The organism is Bradyrhizobium sp. LMG 9283 (assembly GCF_045571415.1).
Classification (GTDB): domain Bacteria; phylum Pseudomonadota; class Alphaproteobacteria; order Rhizobiales; family Xanthobacteraceae; genus Bradyrhizobium.
In genome coordinates this window covers 7,369,261-7,387,889 of sequence record NZ_CP120691.1, presented here as the reverse complement: position 1 = coordinate 7,387,889, position 18,629 = coordinate 7,369,261, and the positions used below count along the sequence as shown (strand labels likewise).

Sequence of the window (18,629 nt, the reverse complement as noted above, 5' to 3'; positions counted from 1 at the left end):
GAGGGTGAAGATCTGCTGATTGGGAGGGGCGTGCGGCCGTCGTCTATGTATACGGCGAAGACGGGCCCCTGCGTCCCGACGCTTACGTGAAGACAGGCGCGCAGATGATCGCCGCCTGAAGGTTGTTCGCTCCCATCCCTCTACGCTGATGGAGGCGGCCGACCTAGTCCATCAAGTCTCAACGTGCGGTCTCGATGAGCTCAAATGCGTCTGCTTCGCGAACCTAGCAGCTTCAACAGAGAGTGGTGCACAATGGCAATCAATATCAAAGAAATCAGCGAAAAAGACAAAAACAGCGTTCTGCATCCCTTCACCCATCTCAAGGACTTTGCGACCGGTAAGCTCGGCGAGCCGACGATCGTCGAAGCTGGCAAGGGTATCCGTATCCAGGACGCCAACGGCAATCAACTCATCGACGGCTTTGCCGGCATGTACTGCGTCAATGTTGGTTATGGCCGAACCGAAGTCGCTGAGGCCATCTCGCGTCAGGCCTATCGCCTCGCGTACTACCACTGCTATGCAGCGCACACGACCCACGAGCTCGCGATCCTTTCCGATCGCCTCGTCAAGATGGCGCCAGGAAAGATGAGTAAGGTGTTCTATGGCATGTCCGGTTCGGATGCCAATGAGACGCAGGCTAAGCTTGTCTGGTACTACAACAATCTTCGCGGAAAGCCCCAAAAGAAGAAGATCATCGCGCGGGAGCGTGGTTATCACGGTTGCAGCGTGCTTTCCGGTTCGATGACCGGGATGAGCTTCTATCATGACTATATGGATCTCCCGCTGCCGCAGATCGTGCGCACCGGCGCTCCGCATTATTATTGGGGTTCCAATGCTGAGGAGACCGAACGCGAATTCTCGGCGCGTCGCGCCATGGAGCTCGACGAGCTCATCGAGCGCCTCGGTCCGGACAATGTGGGCGCCTTCATCGCCGAGCCGGTGCTCGGCACGGGCGGTATCACGCCGCCCCCGGCGGGTTACTGGGAGGCAATCCAGGCTGTGCTCAAGAAGCACGACGTTCTCTTGATCGCAGACGAAGTGATCACGGGGTTCGGCCGCACTGGCTCGATGTTTGGCTCGGAGCACTACGGAATCCAGCCGGATCTGATAACGATCGCGAAGGGCCTTACGTCGGGCTACTTCCCGCTCTCCGCCGCGATTGTCGGTGATAAGGTCTACAAAGTTTTGGAAGACGGCGCTGATAAGGTTGGCGCATTTTCGCACGGCTACACGTATTCGGGTCACCCGATCGGTGCTGCAACGGCAAACGCCGTTCTCGACATCGTGGAACGAGAGAATCTGCCTGCCAATGCGCGCGACGTCGGCGTTTACTTCCAAGCCCAGCTTAAGGAAAAGTTCGCGCAATTGCCGATAGTTGGTGAAGTGCGTGGAGTCGGGCTGATGGCGGCTATCGAGTTCGTTGCCGATCGCGATAAGAAGAGGCGCTTTGATGCGTCTCTCAAAGTCGGAGCTCGCATTTCCAAAGCGGCACGCGATCGGGGGCTTATTGCCCGGCCCATGCCTCATGGCGACATCCTTGGCTTCGCTCCGCCGCTCGTGATCACCAAGGCGGAAGTTGATGATATCGTTTCGATAGCCGAGAGTGCCGTTCGCTCCGTGATGGACAACCTCGTGCGCGAAGGGGAGAAGGTCTAGAAGATAGCAGCCGGATACTTCGGTCACCACTTACCTAAGTCTGCGGCCGTGATGAGTAGCATCTGCTTGTCGCGCATATGCACCGATGAGGTCATAAGCTTCTCATCACAATCGGCGAAAGGGGGCACCGATCTAAAGAGCTCCATAGTCCCCTGCGTCCGAGCGGTAACTCGGGCACCAAACGGGTAAACGACACAAACAATGAACGGCAGGGCGGCGACCACGTATGTCCGATAGCATTAACTACAAACTATTTATCAACGGTGCGTGGCGCGTAGGAAATAACGGCGCCGATCTGCCCCTTCTCAATCCTGCCACCGAGCGTGCAATCGGGCGTGTTGCTGTTGCCTCAGTGCCGGATCTCGACGATGTATTGACGTCGGCACAGGCGAGCCTGCTGCAATGGTCGAATACGTCGGCCGAAGAACGCGGGGCACTTCTTGTTCGCGCTGCCCAAATTCTAAAAGGCAAAATCGATACTGCGGCGGCAGCGCTTTCCATGGAACAAGGCAAGACCCTGGCCGAAGCGAAGGGGGAGTATGCCCGCGCGGTGGAAATGCTCGAATGGAATGGTACGCACGCAGCGAAAACATCGGCTCCCTATCCGATAGACGAGAGAAGGGTCGTCGTGCCAGAGCCGATTGGTGTGGTTGCCGCATTTACGCCTTGGAACTACCCGGCAGTCCTTAACGCCCGAAAACTTGGCGCGTCTATCGCGGCTGGCTGCTCGGTCATCCTGAAAGCGGCGGAGGAAACTCCAAGCGCTGGAGTCTATATTATCGAAGCTCTACAGGAGGCGGGGCTTCCACGGGGCGTTGTGAATCTGGTCTTCGGAAATCCACCTATGATCTCTGAACACCTTCTCGCCTCGCCTGTCGTTCGGGCTGTGTCTTTTACCGGCTCTACGCCCGTCGGCAAACAACTCGCGAAAATCGCCGCGGGAAATCTGCAGCGATGCGTTCTGGAGCTTGGCGGGCACTCTCCCGTCGTCGTTTTTGAAGACGCGGATCTCTCGAAAGCCGCTTGGGCCATATCGGAATACAAGTTTGAGTGCGCAGGCCAAAGCTGCAACGCTCCTAGCCGTATTCTAGTAGCGAGATCAATTTATAAGGAGTTTCTGACGAAGCTTGTTCGCGCGGCAGAGAAGATCAGAGTTGGTGCTCCGGACGATCCTGAGACGGATATGGGGCCAATGGCGAATGGCAGGCGCATCGATGCCATGGAACGCCTGACGAAGGATGCTGTCGATCGCGGGGCGAAGCTTGAAACCGGCGGTACACGCATCGATCGAGCGGGCTATTATTGGCCTCCTACCATTCTGACCAACGTGCATCCTGAGTCAAAGGTGCTTTGCGAAGAACCATTTGGGCCCATTCTTACAGTGGCCGCGTTTGACACAATTGAAGAAGCGATTGCGGAGGCGAATGATACAGAATATGGCCTCGCTTCCTATTTCTTCACCGAGTCTCCGGAAATCCAGAAGCGAATGGTCCGCAGCCTTGTCGCGGGGGCTATAAGCATGAACCACCTCAAAGGTGTGTCTGCTGATGCACCAAATGCCGGAGTCAAACAGAGCGGCTATGGGTACGAAGGTGGTGTGGAAGGGATAAGGGCTTTCCAAAATCTGAAGCTCGTCAACGGGCTTAAAGCTGCGTCTGTCGCATGAAGGTCAAAGTCCAGAAAAACGGTAACTGGCCTGGACTTGCTCCTGGAGCAGCAATCAAACTGTTCTTCAGGCAAGAGAGACTCGCAAAGTGAGATGTTTATCAAATTCGTCCGTGCGCGGAAGCCAAGGCTGCTCCTACTTCTGCCGATGGCTACTGGAATACGATGAGCGGCTTGAGGTCTGCGCTCTTCGAGGCGATGGCAGGCCACATGGCGCAACGCTTAGATTGAGTACGCAATGAAAAACTCTACGGTCAAAGATGTGATTCTTGCTCCCGGAAACGGAAGCTTCTTTTATGACGATCAAGCTGCAATACGCGCCGGCGCTGCCCAGGATGGCTTTCGCTATGTGGGCGCGCCTCTGACGCGGGGTTTTACGACCATCCGCATGCCCTCGCGTTCACTCAGCATCGGCCTCGTCATGTCGGACGATACGATTGTGTGGGGCGACATGATGAACGTACAGTACTCAGGCGCAGGCGGCCGTGATCCTGTTTTTCAGGTCGACACAATCGAAGCGCTCACGAGATCCGTTGTGATCCCGCGGATTCTGGCTTGCGACGCTTCCAATTTCGTTGGTGCTTGTGAAAGTGTTCTCGCATTCCACGAGAACAAGCGTCTACCGCTCGCCATCGAATATGGCGTGAGCCAGGCTCTGCTTCGAGCCGCGGCGCATATTTCACGGATAACGCTCGCCGAAGTAGTCTGCTCCGAATATGACCTGCCACTACCACAGAAGCCAGTCCCACTTTACGCTCAGAGCGGGGATGCCAGAGAAATCAACGTCGACAAGATGATTCTCAAGTCTGTGGATGTGCTTCCGCATGGCTTGATCAACTCGCGTGAGAAATTCGGCGCCTCCGGCGAGAGGTTTCGCGACTTCGTCAAGTGGGTTGTTAGACGCACCAGGGAGATCGGCGAGCCTGGCTATCATCCTGTTCTACATTTCGACGTGTACGGTTGGATCGGGCTTGAGATAGGGCTGGACACACAGAAAATTGCCGATTTCATCGCGCGCGTAGCAGATGACGTGCCAGGGTACCGGCTTCATATTGAATGCCCGGCGGACTATGGATCAACAGAAGCTCAGCTAGTAGAGTACGCTAAGATTGTCGAAATTCTTGATAGGCGTGGCACCGAGGCCCGGGTGGTTGTCGATGAGCAATGCAACACGCTGGCTGACATCCGGCTCTTTGCCGAAGCGAAAGCGGCTCATCTAGTCCAGATCAAGATGCCTGACGTGGGCTCGATCACTGACTCTGCCAGAGCCGTATTGGTCTGCAGGGAAAATGGCGTCGGCGCATATTTGGGTGGGAGCTGCACGGAAACCGACCTGTCGGCTAGGGTCGCAGTCAACATTGCAGTGGCGACACAGGCTGACATGATCCTTGCAAAGCCCGGGATGGGCGTTGATGAGGGCATTTCTATCGTCGGAAACGAGCAAAGCAGACTACTTTCTGTTCTTGCCTACCGACGGTCGCAGGCTCCTGTCAGAATCTAGCGGCGACGTCGTGAGGCAGGCACTCGAAGGTATCACGGTTGTCGCCGTCGAGCAGGCGGTAGCGGCACCTTATGCATCTTCCCGCCTTGCCGACGCTGGTGCGCGTGTCATTAAAGTCGAACGCCCGGAGGGCGACTTTGCGAGGAATTACGATAAGTTCGTTCACGGCCAAAGTGCATATTTCGTATGGTTGAATCGTGGGAAAGAGAGCATCTGCCTTGACCTCACGCTCGCGCAAGATCGGTCAGTTCTTGAGTCGATGGTCGCTCAGGCTGATGTTTTCATTCAAAATCTTAAGCCCGGCAGCATCTCAAAACTCGGATTCGGATCGGCGGATCTTCGAAAGCGCCATTCTCGCCTAATAACCTGTGACATTTCCGGGTTTGGCGACGGGGGGGCCTTCTCGCACTTGAAAGCGTACGATCTGATAGTGCAAGCCGAGACCGGGCTTTGTGCGATCACGGGAACCGCGCAAGGCCCGGCGCGCGTCGGAGTTTCTGTATGTGACATTTCAGCCGGTATGACAGCTCTTAGCGCCATCTTGCAGGCGCTGCTTCTGAGGGAGCGAACCGGGGAAGGAACGGCCATCCAGGTCTCACTATTTGATGCCATCGCAGACTGGATGAATGTTCCGGTTCTTCAGTTTGACTACAGCGGCTATCACACTGCGCGCGCGGGCGTAAATCATCCGTCTCTCGCGCCGTACGGAGCCTACTGCTGTATGGACGGCAAAGACGTTATCTTCTCCGTTCAAAACGACCGCGAATGGGTCAACTTCTGTACCAAGTTCCTTAAGCGGCCCGAACTCGTGCGCCGTCCCGGCTTCGCCGACAACATGGAACGGATTGCGAATAGGGCAAGTTTGGATGCAATCATTCTTGATCGGTTTGCACAGCTCACGAGCGACGAAGCGATGAGTGAGTTGGAAGCTGCGGGGCTAGCGTATGGGCGGGTCAACCTGATTGAAGACGTGTCGAAGCATCCGCATCTCCGACGTGTGCCAGTGTCAACGCAGGGAGGCGATATTTACGTGATCGCGCCTGGCGCAATCTTCGATGGAGGAACGGCTCCGGAATTGCGACCAGTTCCGGCTCCCGGCGCCCATTCTGAGGCACTGCGCAAGGAGTTTGGGAGCTTCGTGCAACAGCGAACAGCGGGCTCGTAGGGATCACTTCGCAACGTCAGGGCATCTGCGAGTCTCAAGTTGATGAATATAGACAGGCGCCGTCTCCCGCGCTGGATTGCGGCTAGCCCGAGCGCGCCAATACGGGTTCTCGAGTATTTTGAAGCGCAATAGCTTGCGGCAATATTGATCCTGGTCGCTCTCTCTAAGCGTCCTATGCCGGAGAAAAAGTCTCCATAGAGGCGCAACGTGGGCGTTCAAAACGGCCTGTTTTCAATGAGTGCCGAAAGAGCTTCCTGTAAGCGTGGTCGGCGCTGCTTAGCCGAAATCCGCCGGAAGGGAGGCTGAAACGCGGGATTTAATCGTGACGTGCAACTCATTGCATTAATTAAGATGAAAATGACACTAGAACAGCCAGCACGGCCTTGCCCAGGAAGCGCAGTATGGCAGGGCACGAGACGCTACATCCGCGCGCGTTTCATGTCGAATATGCTTCAGCGACGTCCAATGCAAGGAGCCTCGCAATGCGGAGTGGAGCAAATCAGCGAAGTGGCGGTATGAAGCTTATGCTTGCGAAACATAGGACATCGCGCGAAGAGCCTGAAACGATCATCATCGGTGCTCAATTGCTGATTACACGCAATGTGTAGTTCTTGTCTGGACCAATTGTTGCGCAACCCCCAGGAATTGATTGATGAATGCCGTCCGAATTGATGGAAAGGCCATCGCCGAGGCTCTTCGGGCTCGCGTAGCTCGCGAGGTGACTTCTCTCCAAGTCCAATGCAACATCACGCCCGGCTTGGCCGTAGTGCTAGTAGGCGAAGATCCGGCGAGTTCATTGTATGTAAAGACGAAAGCCAAGCAGGCGCAGGCGGTTGGGTTCAAGTCAAGACAATTCTTGCTGCCGAGCAATGTCGACCAAGCCCAGCTGCTCGAATTGATCGAACAGCTCAACACGGATGTATCCATCGATGGCATACTGATCCAGCTTCCATTGCCCGGGCACATTGATCATTGGCGCATACTGGAGGCGATCGATCCGGCGAAGGACGTCGACGGCTTTCATCCGTACAACATCGGAAGGTTGGCCGCGGGGCGACCCATTCTCGCTCCTTGCACTCCCCTTGGGGTCGTCCATCTCATCAAGACAGTCGTGAGCGACTTGAACGGGCTCGACGTTGTTGTGATTGGTCGCTCTAACATCGTCGGAAAGCCATTGGCTGTTCTCCTCGGCGATTTCGGATGTACCGTCACAGGTGCGCAGCTCCAGACGCGAAACCTGCCGAACCTCTGTCGAAGGGCGGATATTGTGGTTTCCGCGGCTGGTTGCGCAGGATTGGTACGCGGCGATTGGCTCAAGCGAGGCGCGGTTGTCATCGATGTCGGCATCAATCGCACGGTCGACCCAGCCGGCGCCGTCAAAATCGTGGGTGATGTGGCTTTTGCCGAGGCCAGTGAGCGCGCGAGCTATATAACGCCTGTGCCTGGCGGTGTAGGGCCAATGACTGTTGCATACTTGCTAGCGAATACGGTTGATGCAGCAGTCTCGCGACGAGCTTTGGCGCCGATGACGAGGCTCGAGGCACGCCAAATTGGCACATCTCGTGTCGTGGAGAAGGGTCTTGCAGGTTAGAGGCAAGGCGGATCTGGGCGTGCTCTGTTTGAAAGACCGCCAATTCAACGTCGATCGCGGTCCTGCATCTTAATCGGCTTTCTCGAAAGCTCAAGGCCCTACGCGAGACACCTGTTCCTCGATGTACAGCCGCACTCGTCCGAACCTTCTACGGTTCACCGATCTACACCTCTCTCACAGCAGAACTGCGAGCCTTCCGCTGAGTTCGATGATATGTGGCAGCGTCTCACCTGCCATCTCGTCCGTACGCATCCGACGGGGGCCGTCTTGCGTGACGGATGGTAATTCGCGAAGCGTGTGACCTTAAGTCTAGCTTTAAGGTCATCAGGTGATGCGGGTCGAGGTTTTGGGCGGGCTGGAGCGTCGGCGGCGCTGGTCGCAGGACGACAAGGCACGGATTGTCGAGGAGACGTTGGCGCCGGGCGCGAAGGTGACTGAGGTTGCGCGTCGCAACGGAGTAGCGGCCAGCCTGGTGTTTACCTGGCGTCGACAAGCACGGACATCGGAACAAGTTGTACCATCTTTTACGCCGGTGCAGATCGCCGCCGTAACGGCATCGGCTGAGGAAACTCCGAAGCTTTTGCCTACGGTTGATGGCCGAGTTCGCTCCGTGGCGGCCGCGCGTACTGGATTGATAGAGATCGATCTCGGCAACCGACGGTGCATCCGGGTGGATGCGCACGTCGATCCGGAGGCGCTGGCGCGGGTCCTCGATGTGCTTGGACGCCGATGATTGCGATACCGGGGAATGTGCGAGTGTGGCTCGCGACAGGCTACACGGATATGCGCAGAGGCTTTCCGTCGCTGGCACTCCAAGTGCAGGAGGTGCTGCACAAAGACCCGCTCAGCGGTCATCTGTTCGTCTTCCGCGGTCGCCGAAGCGATCTTGTGAAGGCGATCTGGCACGATGGCCAGGGAGCCTGCTTGTTCACAAAAAGACTCGAGAGAGGAAAGTTCATCTGGCCATCGGTTGCCGGTGAATCGGTAACGATCGCCGGAGCGTGAGGCGCGGCTGCGAGCCGAGGCGGTGGCTGCCAGTGCGCAGGCGGAGCTGTCGGACAACGAGGCGCTGATCGCGCATCTCGAGCTGCGGATAGAGAAGCTCAAACGCGAACTGTACGGGCAGCGCTCCGAGCGCTCGGCACGGCTGCTCGAGCAGCTGGAGTTGGAGCTCGAAGAACTCGTCACCACGGCGAGCGAGGATGAGCTTGCCGCGCAGGCCGCAGCGGCGAAGACGCAGAACGTCCGCCCCTTCATGCGCAAGCGGCCGGTGCGCAAGCCATGGCCGGACGACATCGAACGCGAGCGCGTCGTCATTGAGGCTCCAACGACCTGTGCCTGCTGCGGTGGATCGCGGCTGGCGAAGATCGGTGAGGATGTGACCAAGACGCTGGAGGAGATCCCGCGCCGCTTCAAGCTGATCGAGACGGTACGCGAGAAGTTCACCTGCCGCGATTGCGAGAAGATCAGCCAGCCGCCCGCGCCGTTCCACGCCACGCCGCGCGGCTTCATCGGTCCGCAATTGCTGGCGACGATCCTGTTCGACAAGTTCGGCATGCATATCCCGCTCAACTGCCAGAGTGCGCGCTTCAAGGCCGAGGGGATCGACCTGCCGTTATCGACGCTGGCCGACCAGGTCGGCCACGGGAACTTCGCCGTCATGCCGCTCTTCCACTTGATCGAACGTCATGTGCTCGCGGCCGAGCGCCTTCATGGCGATGACACCGCCATCCGTATCTTGGCGAAGGGCAAGTGCACGACCGGGCGGATCTGGACTTATGTGCGGGATGACCGGCCCTTCGCCGGTCCTGCGCCGCCGGCGGCGGTCTATTACGCCTCGAGCGACCGACGAGGCGAGCATCCCCAGAAGCATCTGGCCGCCTTTGCCGGTATCCTGCAAGCCGATTGCTACAACGGCTTCGAGCCGCTGTTCGATCCGCAGAAGAAGATGCTGCCGATCACGCCGGCGTTTTGCTTTGCCCATGCGCGGCGGGGCTTCTTCGAGCTGGCTGACATCGAGAAAAATGCCCGGGAAGGCAAGAAGGGCAAACCGGTCTCTCCGATCGCGCTGGAGACGGTCAGACGCCTCGATGCGTTGTTCGAGATCGAGCGCGCCATCAACGGCCGCGGCGCCGACGAGAGGCGCGCCGTGCGCCAGGAAAAGAGCAAGCCGCTTCTCGAGGACATGCACGCCTGGTTGTTGCGCGAGCGCGAAACCCTCTCGCGCTCCTCCGAGGTCCTGAAGCCGATCAACTACATGCTCAGGCGCTGGGGCGACTTCGCCCGCTTCCTCGACGATGGCAGGATCTGCTCGACCAATAATTGCGCTGAGCGCGCATTGAGAGGCATCGCCTTGGGAAGGCGCAACTGGACCTTCGCCGGCAGCCAGCGCGGCGCTGACCGGGCCGCCATCATGCTGACGATGATCACGACCTGTCGCCTCAACGACGTCGATCCCAAGGCCTGGCTCGCCGACATCCTCGCCCGTATCGCCGATCTTCCCGCGTCGCGTCTGCACGAATTGCTGCCCTGGGAATGGAAGCTCCTGCGCCAAGGCGACAAGCCCGCCGATCAGCAGGCCGCCTGATCTTCACGCAACGCCATCATAGAGCTCGCCGTGCCCGCGCGCATGCGTCAATCAGGCGGTCTTCGTCGTATGCGTACTCTCGTCCTGCCTCAGGTAACCTCGCTCAATTAAATTTCGATGACCTCATCATACGCTACAACTCAGCGGGCGTTCGAACGTCGCTTATCCTGGTCCGGAGTCCCTCGTACGAAAGAGCGCTGATGGAAATGGGTGTGATCGATTCCAGCCTTCATGAATGTTCAGGCGCGGAAACTCGCTGTGGTTTCTCACTCGTTTGAGGCCAGATCAGACGAACTTACGCGATGATTTGCGCTTTGCAGAAAACTGGAGGTGCTAACAGCAGCCATCGTTAGAAACAAAGCCGATGTCCTGATGACGGCAATATGGACAGCGATAAACACCTCGGTCGGTAATGTGCAGTAAGTCCTCCAGTAGGAGAAGGCATTGCTCTGACCGATCTTGAGTTCAGCTAAGCTTTTTCGATGTCCTCGCGCCAGCGCCGCAATTAAAGCCTTCGCGTTTTGGCATTTGGACGCAGAATTGCTGCGCGATGCACGCTCATATCAACTTTATTTGGATCGGATGCTGGCTACTATGCGGAAGAAGGTGGTCCTTCCGGTTCGCAGGGAAGGGAATTCGCATACGCGGGAGGGGATCGGGTGTTGCATACTCCGCTGCACGCCACGCGCTTCAATGTGCTTGATGCATTGATCCGTGTGTCGGCGCGAGCAATCGTGCGAAGACCTGTATCGCGCGAATGGCTCATGCCCTATGTGCCGGGTGCGGCATCATGACCATGATGCGCCAGCCGCTAACTTCCTATTCCTTCAGGGGCAACGAAATGCTGCGCGTCGTCGTCGCGTATTGAGTTGCGCGAGGTAGATGCTGGTGCCGGTGGCGATCACATTTACGAATTTGATCGCGGTATACGCCCTTCCCCTCAGTCTAATCTTTGAGTTGTAGAATGCAAAACAAGCTGCCCTCCCACGCGGAATACGTCATTGTCGGCGGTGGTATCATTGGCCTGTCGATCGCCTATCACCTCGCCCGGCTTGGGCATCGCGACGTTCTGTTGCTTGAGCGTGACCAACTTACCTGCGGTACTACCTGGCATGCGGCAGGCTTAGTCACTCAGCTTCGAGCCACGGAGAACATGGCGAAGTTGGCCCAGTACACAGCGCAATTGTTTGGTGAACTTGAAAAAGTGACGGGCCAGGCTACCGGGTTTCGCCAAACTGGGTCCATCACCATCGCGGCCACACCCGAGCGGCTTGAGGAGTTGAAGCGGGGGGCGTCGATGGGCCGCTCTTTTGGACTCGAGGTCGAGTTGATCGACGCCGCTGAGGCCAAAAGGCGTGTGCCTTTGCTCGAAGTGGCGGATGTGCTTGGCGCAGCTTGGATCCCTTCCGATGGCATGACGAGTCCTGTAGACACCGCGCGCGCGTTTGCGGCCGGTGCTCGGCAAGGTGGAGCAAAAATCCTCGAACGCACTCCGGTGACGCGGATCATCGTGGAGGAGGGGCGAATTGCGGGTGTCGAGACCACGGAAGGCGTCGTGCGCACCGAAAAAGCTGTCATTTGCACGGGAATGTGGACTCGCGCGATGGCCGCTCATCTTAATTGGACAGTACCTTTGCAGGCGGCAGAACATTTTTATGTCGTAACCGAGTCTATTGCGGCCTTGCCGTCCGATCTGCCCACCATTCGCGATATGGATGCCGGCTTCTACGCAAAGCCAGATGCAGGCAAGCTGTTGGTGGGCTTCTTCGAATACAACAACGGCAAGCCTTGGGGCATGAACGGAATCCCTTGTGATTTCAGCTTTGATTCACTGCCTGACGACTTCGACCACATCGAGCCTTACCTTCTGAATGCCATGCGCCGCATGCCGTCCCTCGAAAACGTGGGTCTACAACTCAATTTCAATGGTCCAGAGAGCTTCACGCCGGACAATCGATTCCTTTTGGGGCCTTCCTCCGATATTGCGGGCCTTTATGTGGCCGCCGGTTTCAATTCTTGCGGGATCGAATCTTCCGGCGGGGCTGGCAAAGTCATGGCCGGGTGGATGTCGACGGGTGTGCCTGCCAGTGATTATTGGGAAATGGACGTGCGGCGTGCCATGCCCTTCCAGCGCAATCGCAGATACCTGCGCGATCGAACCGTCGAGTCAGTAGGAAACCTTTGGGCACTGCATTGGCCACATAAATCACCTGCGACGGCGCGAAATGTGCGTGTGTCACCGCTGCACGATCGTCTTGCGGCCGCTGGCGCGACGTTCGGCGAAGCTGCTGGATGGGAAAGGGCGCAATGGTTTGGCAGACCTGGCGCGCAGACGGTCTCCCATGCCACTTTCGGTCGCGACGATTGGTTTAGGGCAAGCGGTGCAGAACATGAGGCGACGCGATCTGGGGTCGCACTATTTGATCAGACGTCCTTCGCGCACCTGTTAGTGCAGGGCCGTGACGCGCTCTCCTTGCTTCAGCGGCTCTCGACCAACAACATCGACGTTCCCGTAGGCCGTATCGTTTACACCCCATGGCTTAATGAACGAGGTGGCATGGAGTCGGACGTTACAATCGCGAGAACGGGCGAAGATGAATTCTTGGTGGTCACGGCGGCCGTGCAGCGCATCCGAGATCTGGCCTGGCTGCGAAAGCATGCCAAAGGTGCGGGGCACGTGTTTGTTGCAGACGTGTCGTCGGGCTACGCTTGCCTCTCTGTCATGGGTCCGCGTTCGCGAGAGCTGCTCATGCGCGTGAGCCCTACGGATTTCTCCGATGCTGCATTTCCGTTTGCGACTTTCCAACAAATCGAGATCGGCTATGGTTTGGCTCTGGCGTTCCGCATGACCTTCGTTGGGGAGCTTGGATGGGAGCTACACATTCCCGTCGAGCAGGCGCTCGGTATCTACGATGCGCTTGTCGCGGCAGGCCGGGATCTTGATCTGCGTCATGCTGGCTACGTGGCACTAAACACGTTGCGCCTGGAGGCGGGATACCGCGATTGGGGCTCCGACGTTAGTGATGAAGACTCGCCACTCGAGTCCGGCTTAGGATTCACAATCGCGTGGAAGAAGGGAGATGATTTCATCGGTAGAGCGGCCCTCGAATCGCAGCGCGCGCAAGTTCCGTGCCGCCGTCTCGTTCAGTTAGCCGCCCCGAGGGCCGTACCGCTCATGTTCGGAACTGAACCCGTCTGGCGGAATGGATCACTGGTCGGCTATCTGCGCTCCGCGGGCTTCGGGCATACTCTCGGCTGCGGCGTCGGCATGGGCTATCTGCGTTCCGAAAGCGGAGTGAGTGCCGAGTGGTTGGCTCAAGGAAGCTTTGAGATCGAGATCGCCGGCGAGAGGCACGCGGCGATCGCATCTCTTCGTCCCTTCTACGATTTGAACCGCACGCGTGTGAAGGGCGAGTGGCGGAAGGCGGAAGAACTCATTGCACCGGAACTCATGTTAGCACGCTCCAAGAAATGATCTACGTGTCGTTGTTTTCCACGCAGCTTACTGAAGAGTGACCGATTTGTGTGTCATGTCTGATCGTTCGATGATCCTCGTATTGTCCTGCCCCGACCGGCCGGGCATCGTTTCGGCGGTCTCAAGTCGTCTGTTCGAGGCTGGCTGCAACATCCTTGATGCTCAGCAGTTCGACGATACAGAGACTGGTCAATTTTTCATGCGCGTGGTGTTCGATCCCGGCGAGCAAGCGCAATCGGCGTCCGAAATCAAAACATCGATTGCTGAGCTCGCCGAGCGCCTCTCGATGAAATTCACTCTACGGGAGAGCGTCACAAGAAAACGTGTGATGCTGCTGGTCTCTAAATTCGATCATTGCCTGGCCGATCTACTTTATCGTTTGCGTATCGGCGAACTGCCGATGGAGGTGACTGCCATCGTTTCCAATCACGGCCGCGAGCATTTATCTTCGACCGATTTAGCCGACCTGCCATTCTACCACTTGCCTGTTACTAAGCAGACGAAGATGGAGCAAGAAACTCGCATTTGGGATCTCGTGCAGGAGACCAATACGGATCTCGTTGTCCTTGCGCGTTACATGCAGATTCTATCGGATGGGTTCTCCGCTAAGTTATCTGGGCGTTGCATTAACATTCATCACTCCTTCTTGCCGGGTTTCAAGGGCGCTAAGCCTTATCATCAGGCTCACGAGCGAGGCGTCAAGTTGATCGGCGCGACTGCACACTATGTAACCTCCGATCTCGATGAAGGCCCCATCATCGAGCAGGATGTTGAGCGGATCTCACATCGTGATACGCCGGAGGATCTGGTCCGCAAAGGTCGCGACATCGAGCGCCGCGTACTTGCCCGCGCCGTGCGTCATCACCTTGAGGATCGCGTGGTGCTGAATGGCAGAAAAACTGTGGTCTTCACTGGATGATCAAAAGGCTGAGCAGTCCAAGCGGATTTGCTCGATCAGTCATGTGTGGCGCTTGAGAAACCTGAGGGAGCAGTCTCGGTCTGGCGAGTTTGCATAACCGTGACTGAGTCTTTACCCATGCACCGGATGATCGTCATGCCGTAAATGAACTCTCGACATAAATCGCGCAACTTCCATTGGGTGACGGGCTAGGCGCTAGCAGTGCGAGCCAAACTGAAAGAGGATCGATGAAGGTCTTAGTGCCGGTAAAGCGGGTGGTCGATTACAACGTCAAGGTCCGCGTCAAGGGCGATGGATCGGGCGTTGAACTCGCCAACGTCAAGATGTCGATGAACCCGTTCGATGAAATCGCGGTCGAGGAAGCGCTGCGCCTGAAGGAAACCGGCAAGGCGACCGAAGTCGTGGTTGTTTCGATTGGACCGGCGCAGGCGTCGGAGACGATCCGCACCGGCCTCGCCATGGGCGCCGATCGCGGCATCCTGGTGAAGGCCGAAGGCAATGTCGAGCCGCTCGCGGTCGCCAAGATCCTGAAGAAGGTCGCGGAGGAAGAGCAGCCCGGCCTGATCATTCTCGGCAAGCAGGCGATCGACGACGACAGCAATCAGACCGGCCAGATGCTGGCCGCGCTGCTCGGCTGGTCGCAGGCGACCTTCGCCTCCAAGCTCGAGGTCGAAGGCTCTGACTTCAAGGTCACCCGCGAGGTCGATGGCGGCCTGCAGACCGTGAAGCTGAAGGGACCGGCGATCGTCACCACCGACCTGCGTCTCAACGAGCCGCGCTACGCCTCGCTGCCCAACATCATGAAGGCGAAGAAGAAGCCGATCGCGGAAAAGACCGTCGCCGATTACGGCGTCGACATCGCCGCGCGTCTCGAGGTTCTCAAGACGGCGGAGCCGGCGGGCCGCAAGGCGGGCGTCAAGGTCAAGGACGTCGCCGAGCTGGTGTCGAAACTCAAGAACGAAGCCGGGGTGCTCTCATGACGACGCTTCTGATTGCCGAACACGACAATGCGTCGCTCAAGGATGCGACCAACAAGGCCCTGACCGCAGCTAGCGCGCTCGGCGCGGATGTCGAGGTGCTGGTCGCCGGAAAGAACGCCAAGGCCGCGGCGGATGCCGCTGCCAAGCTTGCCGGCGTGAAGAAGGTGCTGCTCGCCGACGGCGAGCTCTATGCGCAGGATCTCGCCGAGCCGCTGGCTGCACTGGTCGTGTCGCTGGCGTCCGGCTACGACGCGATCGTCGCGCCGGCGACCTCGCGCTTCAAGAACGTGATGCCCCGCATCGCGGCTCTGCTCGACGTCATGCAGGTCTCGGAGATCATCAAGGTGGTCGCGCCCGATACCTTCGAGCGCCCGATCTATGCCGGCAACGCCATCCAGACGGTGAAGTCGAAGGACGCCAAGAAGGTCATCACAGTGCGGACCTCGACCTTCACTGCTGCGGCTGAAGGCGGCAGCGCGCCGGTCGAGAACGTGGCGGCGGCCGCTGATCCGGGCCTGTCGACTTTCGTCGGCGAGGAGGTCGCCAAGAGCGACCGTCCCGAGCTGACCTCAGCCAAGATCATCGTCTCCGGCGGCCGCGCCATGCAGAGCCGCGAGAATTTCGCCAAATACATCGAGCCGCTCGCGGACAAGCTGGGCGCCGGCGTCGGTGCCTCGCGTGCGGCGGTGGACGCCGGCTATGCCCCGAACGACTGGCAGGTCGGCCAGACCGGCAAGGTCGTGGCCCCCGAGCTCTATGTCGCAGTGGGCATTTCCGGCGCGATCCAGCATCTGGCCGGCATGAAGGACTCCAAGGTGATCGTCGCGATCAACAAGGACGAGGACGCGCCGATCTTCCAAGTTGCCGACTACGGCCTGGTCGCCGACCTCTACCAGGCGGTTCCGGAGCTGACGGACGAACTCGGCAAGTAGATGCCCAATGAGCTGAATAACCAGCTGCGGCTCTCGGTGGCAGAGGCAAGCGAGTCCTGAGCGATGGGACGATATTCTCGCGACGTTCTAGCCGAATTGTTCGCGCCGCGTGAGATGACTACCCGGCATTCTGCTAGCAGGACGAGATCTAGATGACAATGACCGGAACCGACGTGTTCTAACGCGGCTCAGAACGATTGCCGTTTGGCCGAGGCGACTTTCCGTTCGCCTCGGCGGACCTCGCCTACCTTTGAGACGTTCAGCCCGGACTCCAAAAACAGGGTGGTTTTTTCCGCGCTAAGAATGGCTACGCTCAGCCGCAGTCGGTGCCGTGCTATGGCTTGAGCAGCAGTGCGCCTGAGCGTGCGGCAAAGCTGCGCCGATTCTGCTGCAAATCGTTGGCGTGCGCTCAATGAAGGGAATAATCTGCCGATAACGAGCCGAATACGGTCGATGCGCAACGAAAGTTAAAGGTGGTATTCAAGCTCGACGCGGGCACGTTTCGCTCTTTGCACTGCGTTCGCGAGTCTGACCATTGCCCACCTTGCTCTGCGTCTTGGACGTCGCGCGCTACGGGAGTAAGAGGATTGCGCAGTTTCGGTGTTCGTCTTTGCGAGCTTACGGTTTCTGAGCGCATACTGCTGTGCTGTGAGTTTATCATCAGTCGCCAACTGTTGTGCTTCGTGCCTCTCACGAACGGGTGCTGGCATAAACCTTCGCATTGTCCTTATCGGCGCAGGATTTCGGCTTCGGAAGCGGCTACATTGATGAAATTTGGCTTTAGCAGGCCGATAATATTTCCGTGAACGACGAAAATTCTGCCGACACCAAGGTCGCGGAGAGAAGCGCGGGTGGGGAAACAATGCACCATGTGCTTGATCGCAGATGCCTCATGCAGGCCTGTCCGGGTCGTTTTGGCCGTGCGCTGACGAAGCTCCAATCTTTCAAGAAAGAACATCATGATCCGGTAGTCGGCAACGCCGCAGTAGCGAGAGAAGCGTCGGGATCGGCGAGAGCGATGCCAGGCACGAACAATGCCTTTGTGCAGTTTTCCAATATCCAGAAGACCTACGACGGCGAAACGCTGGTCGTTAAGAATCTCAACTTGGAGATCCCCCGGGGTGAGTTTCTGACGATGCTGGGGCCTTCCGGCTCCGGCAAGACGACGACGCTCATGATGCTCGCGGGCTTCGAGGCGCCCACCCATGGCTCGATCCTACTGGGGGGGCGCTCTATCGACAACATTCCCCCGCATAAGCGCGACATCGGTATGGTGTTCCAGAACTACGCGCTTTTTCCCCACATGACCGTGGAGGAGAACCTCGCCTTCCCACTCAAGGTCCGCAAAGTCGGCAAGGCCGAGAGCGAGGCCAGGATCAAGCGGGCGCTCGACATGGTCCGGCTCGGCGCCTATGGCAAGCGTCGGCCTGGTCAGCTCTCCGGTGGCCAGCAGCAGCGCGTCGCGCTCGCCCGCGCCCTCGTGTTCGATCCCAAGCTCGTGCTGATGGACGAGCCGCTCGGCGCACTGGACAAGCAGCTGCGCGAGCAGATGCAGCTCGAGATCAAGCATATCCACCAGGATCTCGGCGTCACCATGGTCTATGTGACCCATGATCAGAGCGAAGCGCTCACCATGTCGGATCGCATAGCCGTGTTCAACGACGGGGTCATCCAACAGCTCGCCGCGCCCGCCGAACTGTACGAGCGGCCGCAGAATGCTTTTGTCGCCCGCTTCATCGGCGAGAGCAACCGGCTGGACGGCAAGGTCGTGGGGATGAATGGCACGACCTGCAAGGTGGAGATTGCGGGCGGCAGCGTGGAGGCGCTGGCGATCAATGTCGAGGCGGTCGGTGGGCCGACCGTGCTGTCGTTGCGGCCGGAGCGGGTGAAGCTGAACCCGGCACCGGGATCGCTGCCCAATATCTTCAGCGCGAACGTTGCGGAGGTGATCTATCTGGGCGACCACGTGCACATCCGGGTTTCGGTCTGCGGCCATGATGACTTTGTGATCAAGCTGCCGAATTCGGAAGGCGAGGTGCAGGTCGAACCAGGTGCCGCGATCACCCTCGGCTGGAAAACGGAGGATTGCCGGGCGCTCGAGGCGTCCTGACGACAATTCGGGCCGCAGGGCAGGTCGGGTTTTTGATGATGCCGCTTC

Annotated in this window: 13 protein-coding genes; all 13 read left to right on the top strand. The window is 58.4% G+C overall.

The annotated features are described in order from the left end of the window. Window positions 1-252 precede the first annotated feature (252 nt). The 13 genes from P6U29_RS34480 to P6U29_RS34420 all read left to right on the top strand — a co-directional run bounded on the left by P6U29_RS34480 (window position 253) and on the right by P6U29_RS34420 (window position 18,581). Entirely contained in the window at window positions 253-1,656 is a 1,404-nt protein-coding gene (locus P6U29_RS34480) for an aspartate aminotransferase family protein (RefSeq protein ID WP_407114681.1), read from the top strand. A gap of 226 nt (window positions 1,657-1,882) precedes the next feature. Next, entirely contained in the window at window positions 1,883-3,322 is a 1,440-nt protein-coding gene (locus P6U29_RS34475; protein ID WP_407114680.1) for an NAD-dependent succinate-semialdehyde dehydrogenase, read from the top strand. A 237-nt stretch (window positions 3,323-3,559) separates the two neighbouring features. After that, a complete protein-coding gene (locus P6U29_RS34470; RefSeq protein WP_407114679.1) occupies window positions 3,560-4,822 on the top strand; it encodes a methylaspartate ammonia-lyase in 1,263 nt (420 codons plus the stop codon). 10 nt (window positions 4,823-4,832) lie between these two features. Continuing rightward, window positions 4,833-5,987, top strand: a complete 1,155-nt coding sequence (locus P6U29_RS34465; RefSeq protein WP_407114678.1) for a CaiB/BaiF CoA transferase family protein — start codon at window positions 4,833-4,835, stop codon at window positions 5,985-5,987. 652 nt (window positions 5,988-6,639) lie between these two features. Then, a complete protein-coding gene (gene folD, locus P6U29_RS34460; protein WP_407119497.1) occupies window positions 6,640-7,578 on the top strand; it encodes a bifunctional methylenetetrahydrofolate dehydrogenase/methenyltetrahydrofolate cyclohydrolase FolD in 939 nt (312 codons plus the stop codon). A gap of 331 nt (window positions 7,579-7,909) precedes the next feature. Further along, window positions 7,910-8,311, top strand: a complete 402-nt coding sequence (tnpA, locus tag P6U29_RS34455; protein WP_407114677.1) for an IS66-like element accessory protein TnpA — start codon at window positions 7,910-7,912, stop codon at window positions 8,309-8,311. Window positions 8,312-8,334: 23 nt separating this feature from the next. Next, window positions 8,335-8,583 (top strand): IS66 family insertion sequence element accessory protein TnpB, encoded by a 249-nt coding sequence (gene tnpB / locus P6U29_RS34450; RefSeq protein ID WP_407114676.1) that lies wholly within the window; start codon window positions 8,335-8,337, stop codon window positions 8,581-8,583. A 7-nt stretch (window positions 8,584-8,590) separates the two neighbouring features. Continuing rightward, on the top strand, window positions 8,591-10,165 hold the full coding sequence (gene tnpC, locus P6U29_RS34445) for an IS66 family transposase (protein WP_407119496.1): 1,575 nt from the start codon (window positions 8,591-8,593) through the stop codon (window positions 10,163-10,165). Window positions 10,166-11,129: 964 nt separating this feature from the next. Beyond that, window positions 11,130-13,640, top strand: a complete 2,511-nt coding sequence (locus tag P6U29_RS34440; protein ID WP_407114675.1) for an FAD-dependent oxidoreductase — start codon at window positions 11,130-11,132, stop codon at window positions 13,638-13,640. Between the two features lie 55 nt (window positions 13,641-13,695). Then, the gene (purU, locus tag P6U29_RS34435) at window positions 13,696-14,559 is read left to right on the top strand and encodes a formyltetrahydrofolate deformylase (RefSeq protein WP_407114674.1); all 864 of its coding nucleotides are present in this window, start codon (window positions 13,696-13,698) and stop codon (window positions 14,557-14,559) included. 227 nt (window positions 14,560-14,786) lie between these two features. Then, window positions 14,787-15,539 carry an electron transfer flavoprotein subunit beta/FixA family protein gene (locus P6U29_RS34430; RefSeq protein ID WP_407114673.1) on the top strand — a complete coding sequence of 251 codons (753 nt, stop codon included), beginning with the start codon at window positions 14,787-14,789 and terminating at the stop codon, window positions 15,537-15,539. Next, window positions 15,536-16,471, top strand: a complete 936-nt coding sequence (locus P6U29_RS34425) for an electron transfer flavoprotein subunit alpha/FixB family protein (protein WP_407114672.1) — start codon at window positions 15,536-15,538, stop codon at window positions 16,469-16,471. The genes P6U29_RS34430 and P6U29_RS34425 overlap by 4 nt, the downstream gene beginning before the upstream one ends. Before the next feature lie 1,018 nt (window positions 16,472-17,489). Next, a complete protein-coding gene (locus P6U29_RS34420) occupies window positions 17,490-18,581 on the top strand; it encodes an ABC transporter ATP-binding protein (protein ID WP_407119495.1) in 1,092 nt (363 codons plus the stop codon). Window positions 18,582-18,629 lie beyond the last annotated feature (48 nt).

Coding starts and splice junctions, on each gene's coding strand:
- P6U29_RS34480 (WP_407114681.1), top strand. CDS start 253: ATGGCAATCAATATCAAAGAAATCAGCGAAAAAGACAAAAACAGCGTT.
- P6U29_RS34475 (WP_407114680.1), top strand. CDS start 1,883: ATGTCCGATAGCATTAACTACAAACTATTTATCAACGGTGCGTGGCGC.
- P6U29_RS34470 (WP_407114679.1), top strand. CDS start 3,560: ATGAAAAACTCTACGGTCAAAGATGTGATTCTTGCTCCCGGAAACGGA.
- folD (WP_407119497.1), top strand. CDS start 6,640: ATGAATGCCGTCCGAATTGATGGAAAGGCCATCGCCGAGGCTCTTCGG.
- tnpA (WP_407114677.1), top strand. CDS start 7,910: ATGCGGGTCGAGGTTTTGGGCGGGCTGGAGCGTCGGCGGCGCTGGTCG.
- P6U29_RS34440 (WP_407114675.1), top strand. CDS start 11,130: ATGCAAAACAAGCTGCCCTCCCACGCGGAATACGTCATTGTCGGCGGT.
- purU (WP_407114674.1), top strand. CDS start 13,696: ATGTCTGATCGTTCGATGATCCTCGTATTGTCCTGCCCCGACCGGCCG.
- P6U29_RS34430 (WP_407114673.1), top strand. CDS start 14,787: ATGAAGGTCTTAGTGCCGGTAAAGCGGGTGGTCGATTACAACGTCAAG.
- P6U29_RS34425 (WP_407114672.1), top strand. CDS start 15,536: ATGACGACGCTTCTGATTGCCGAACACGACAATGCGTCGCTCAAGGAT.
- P6U29_RS34420 (WP_407119495.1), top strand. CDS start 17,490: ATGCCAGGCACGAACAATGCCTTTGTGCAGTTTTCCAATATCCAGAAG.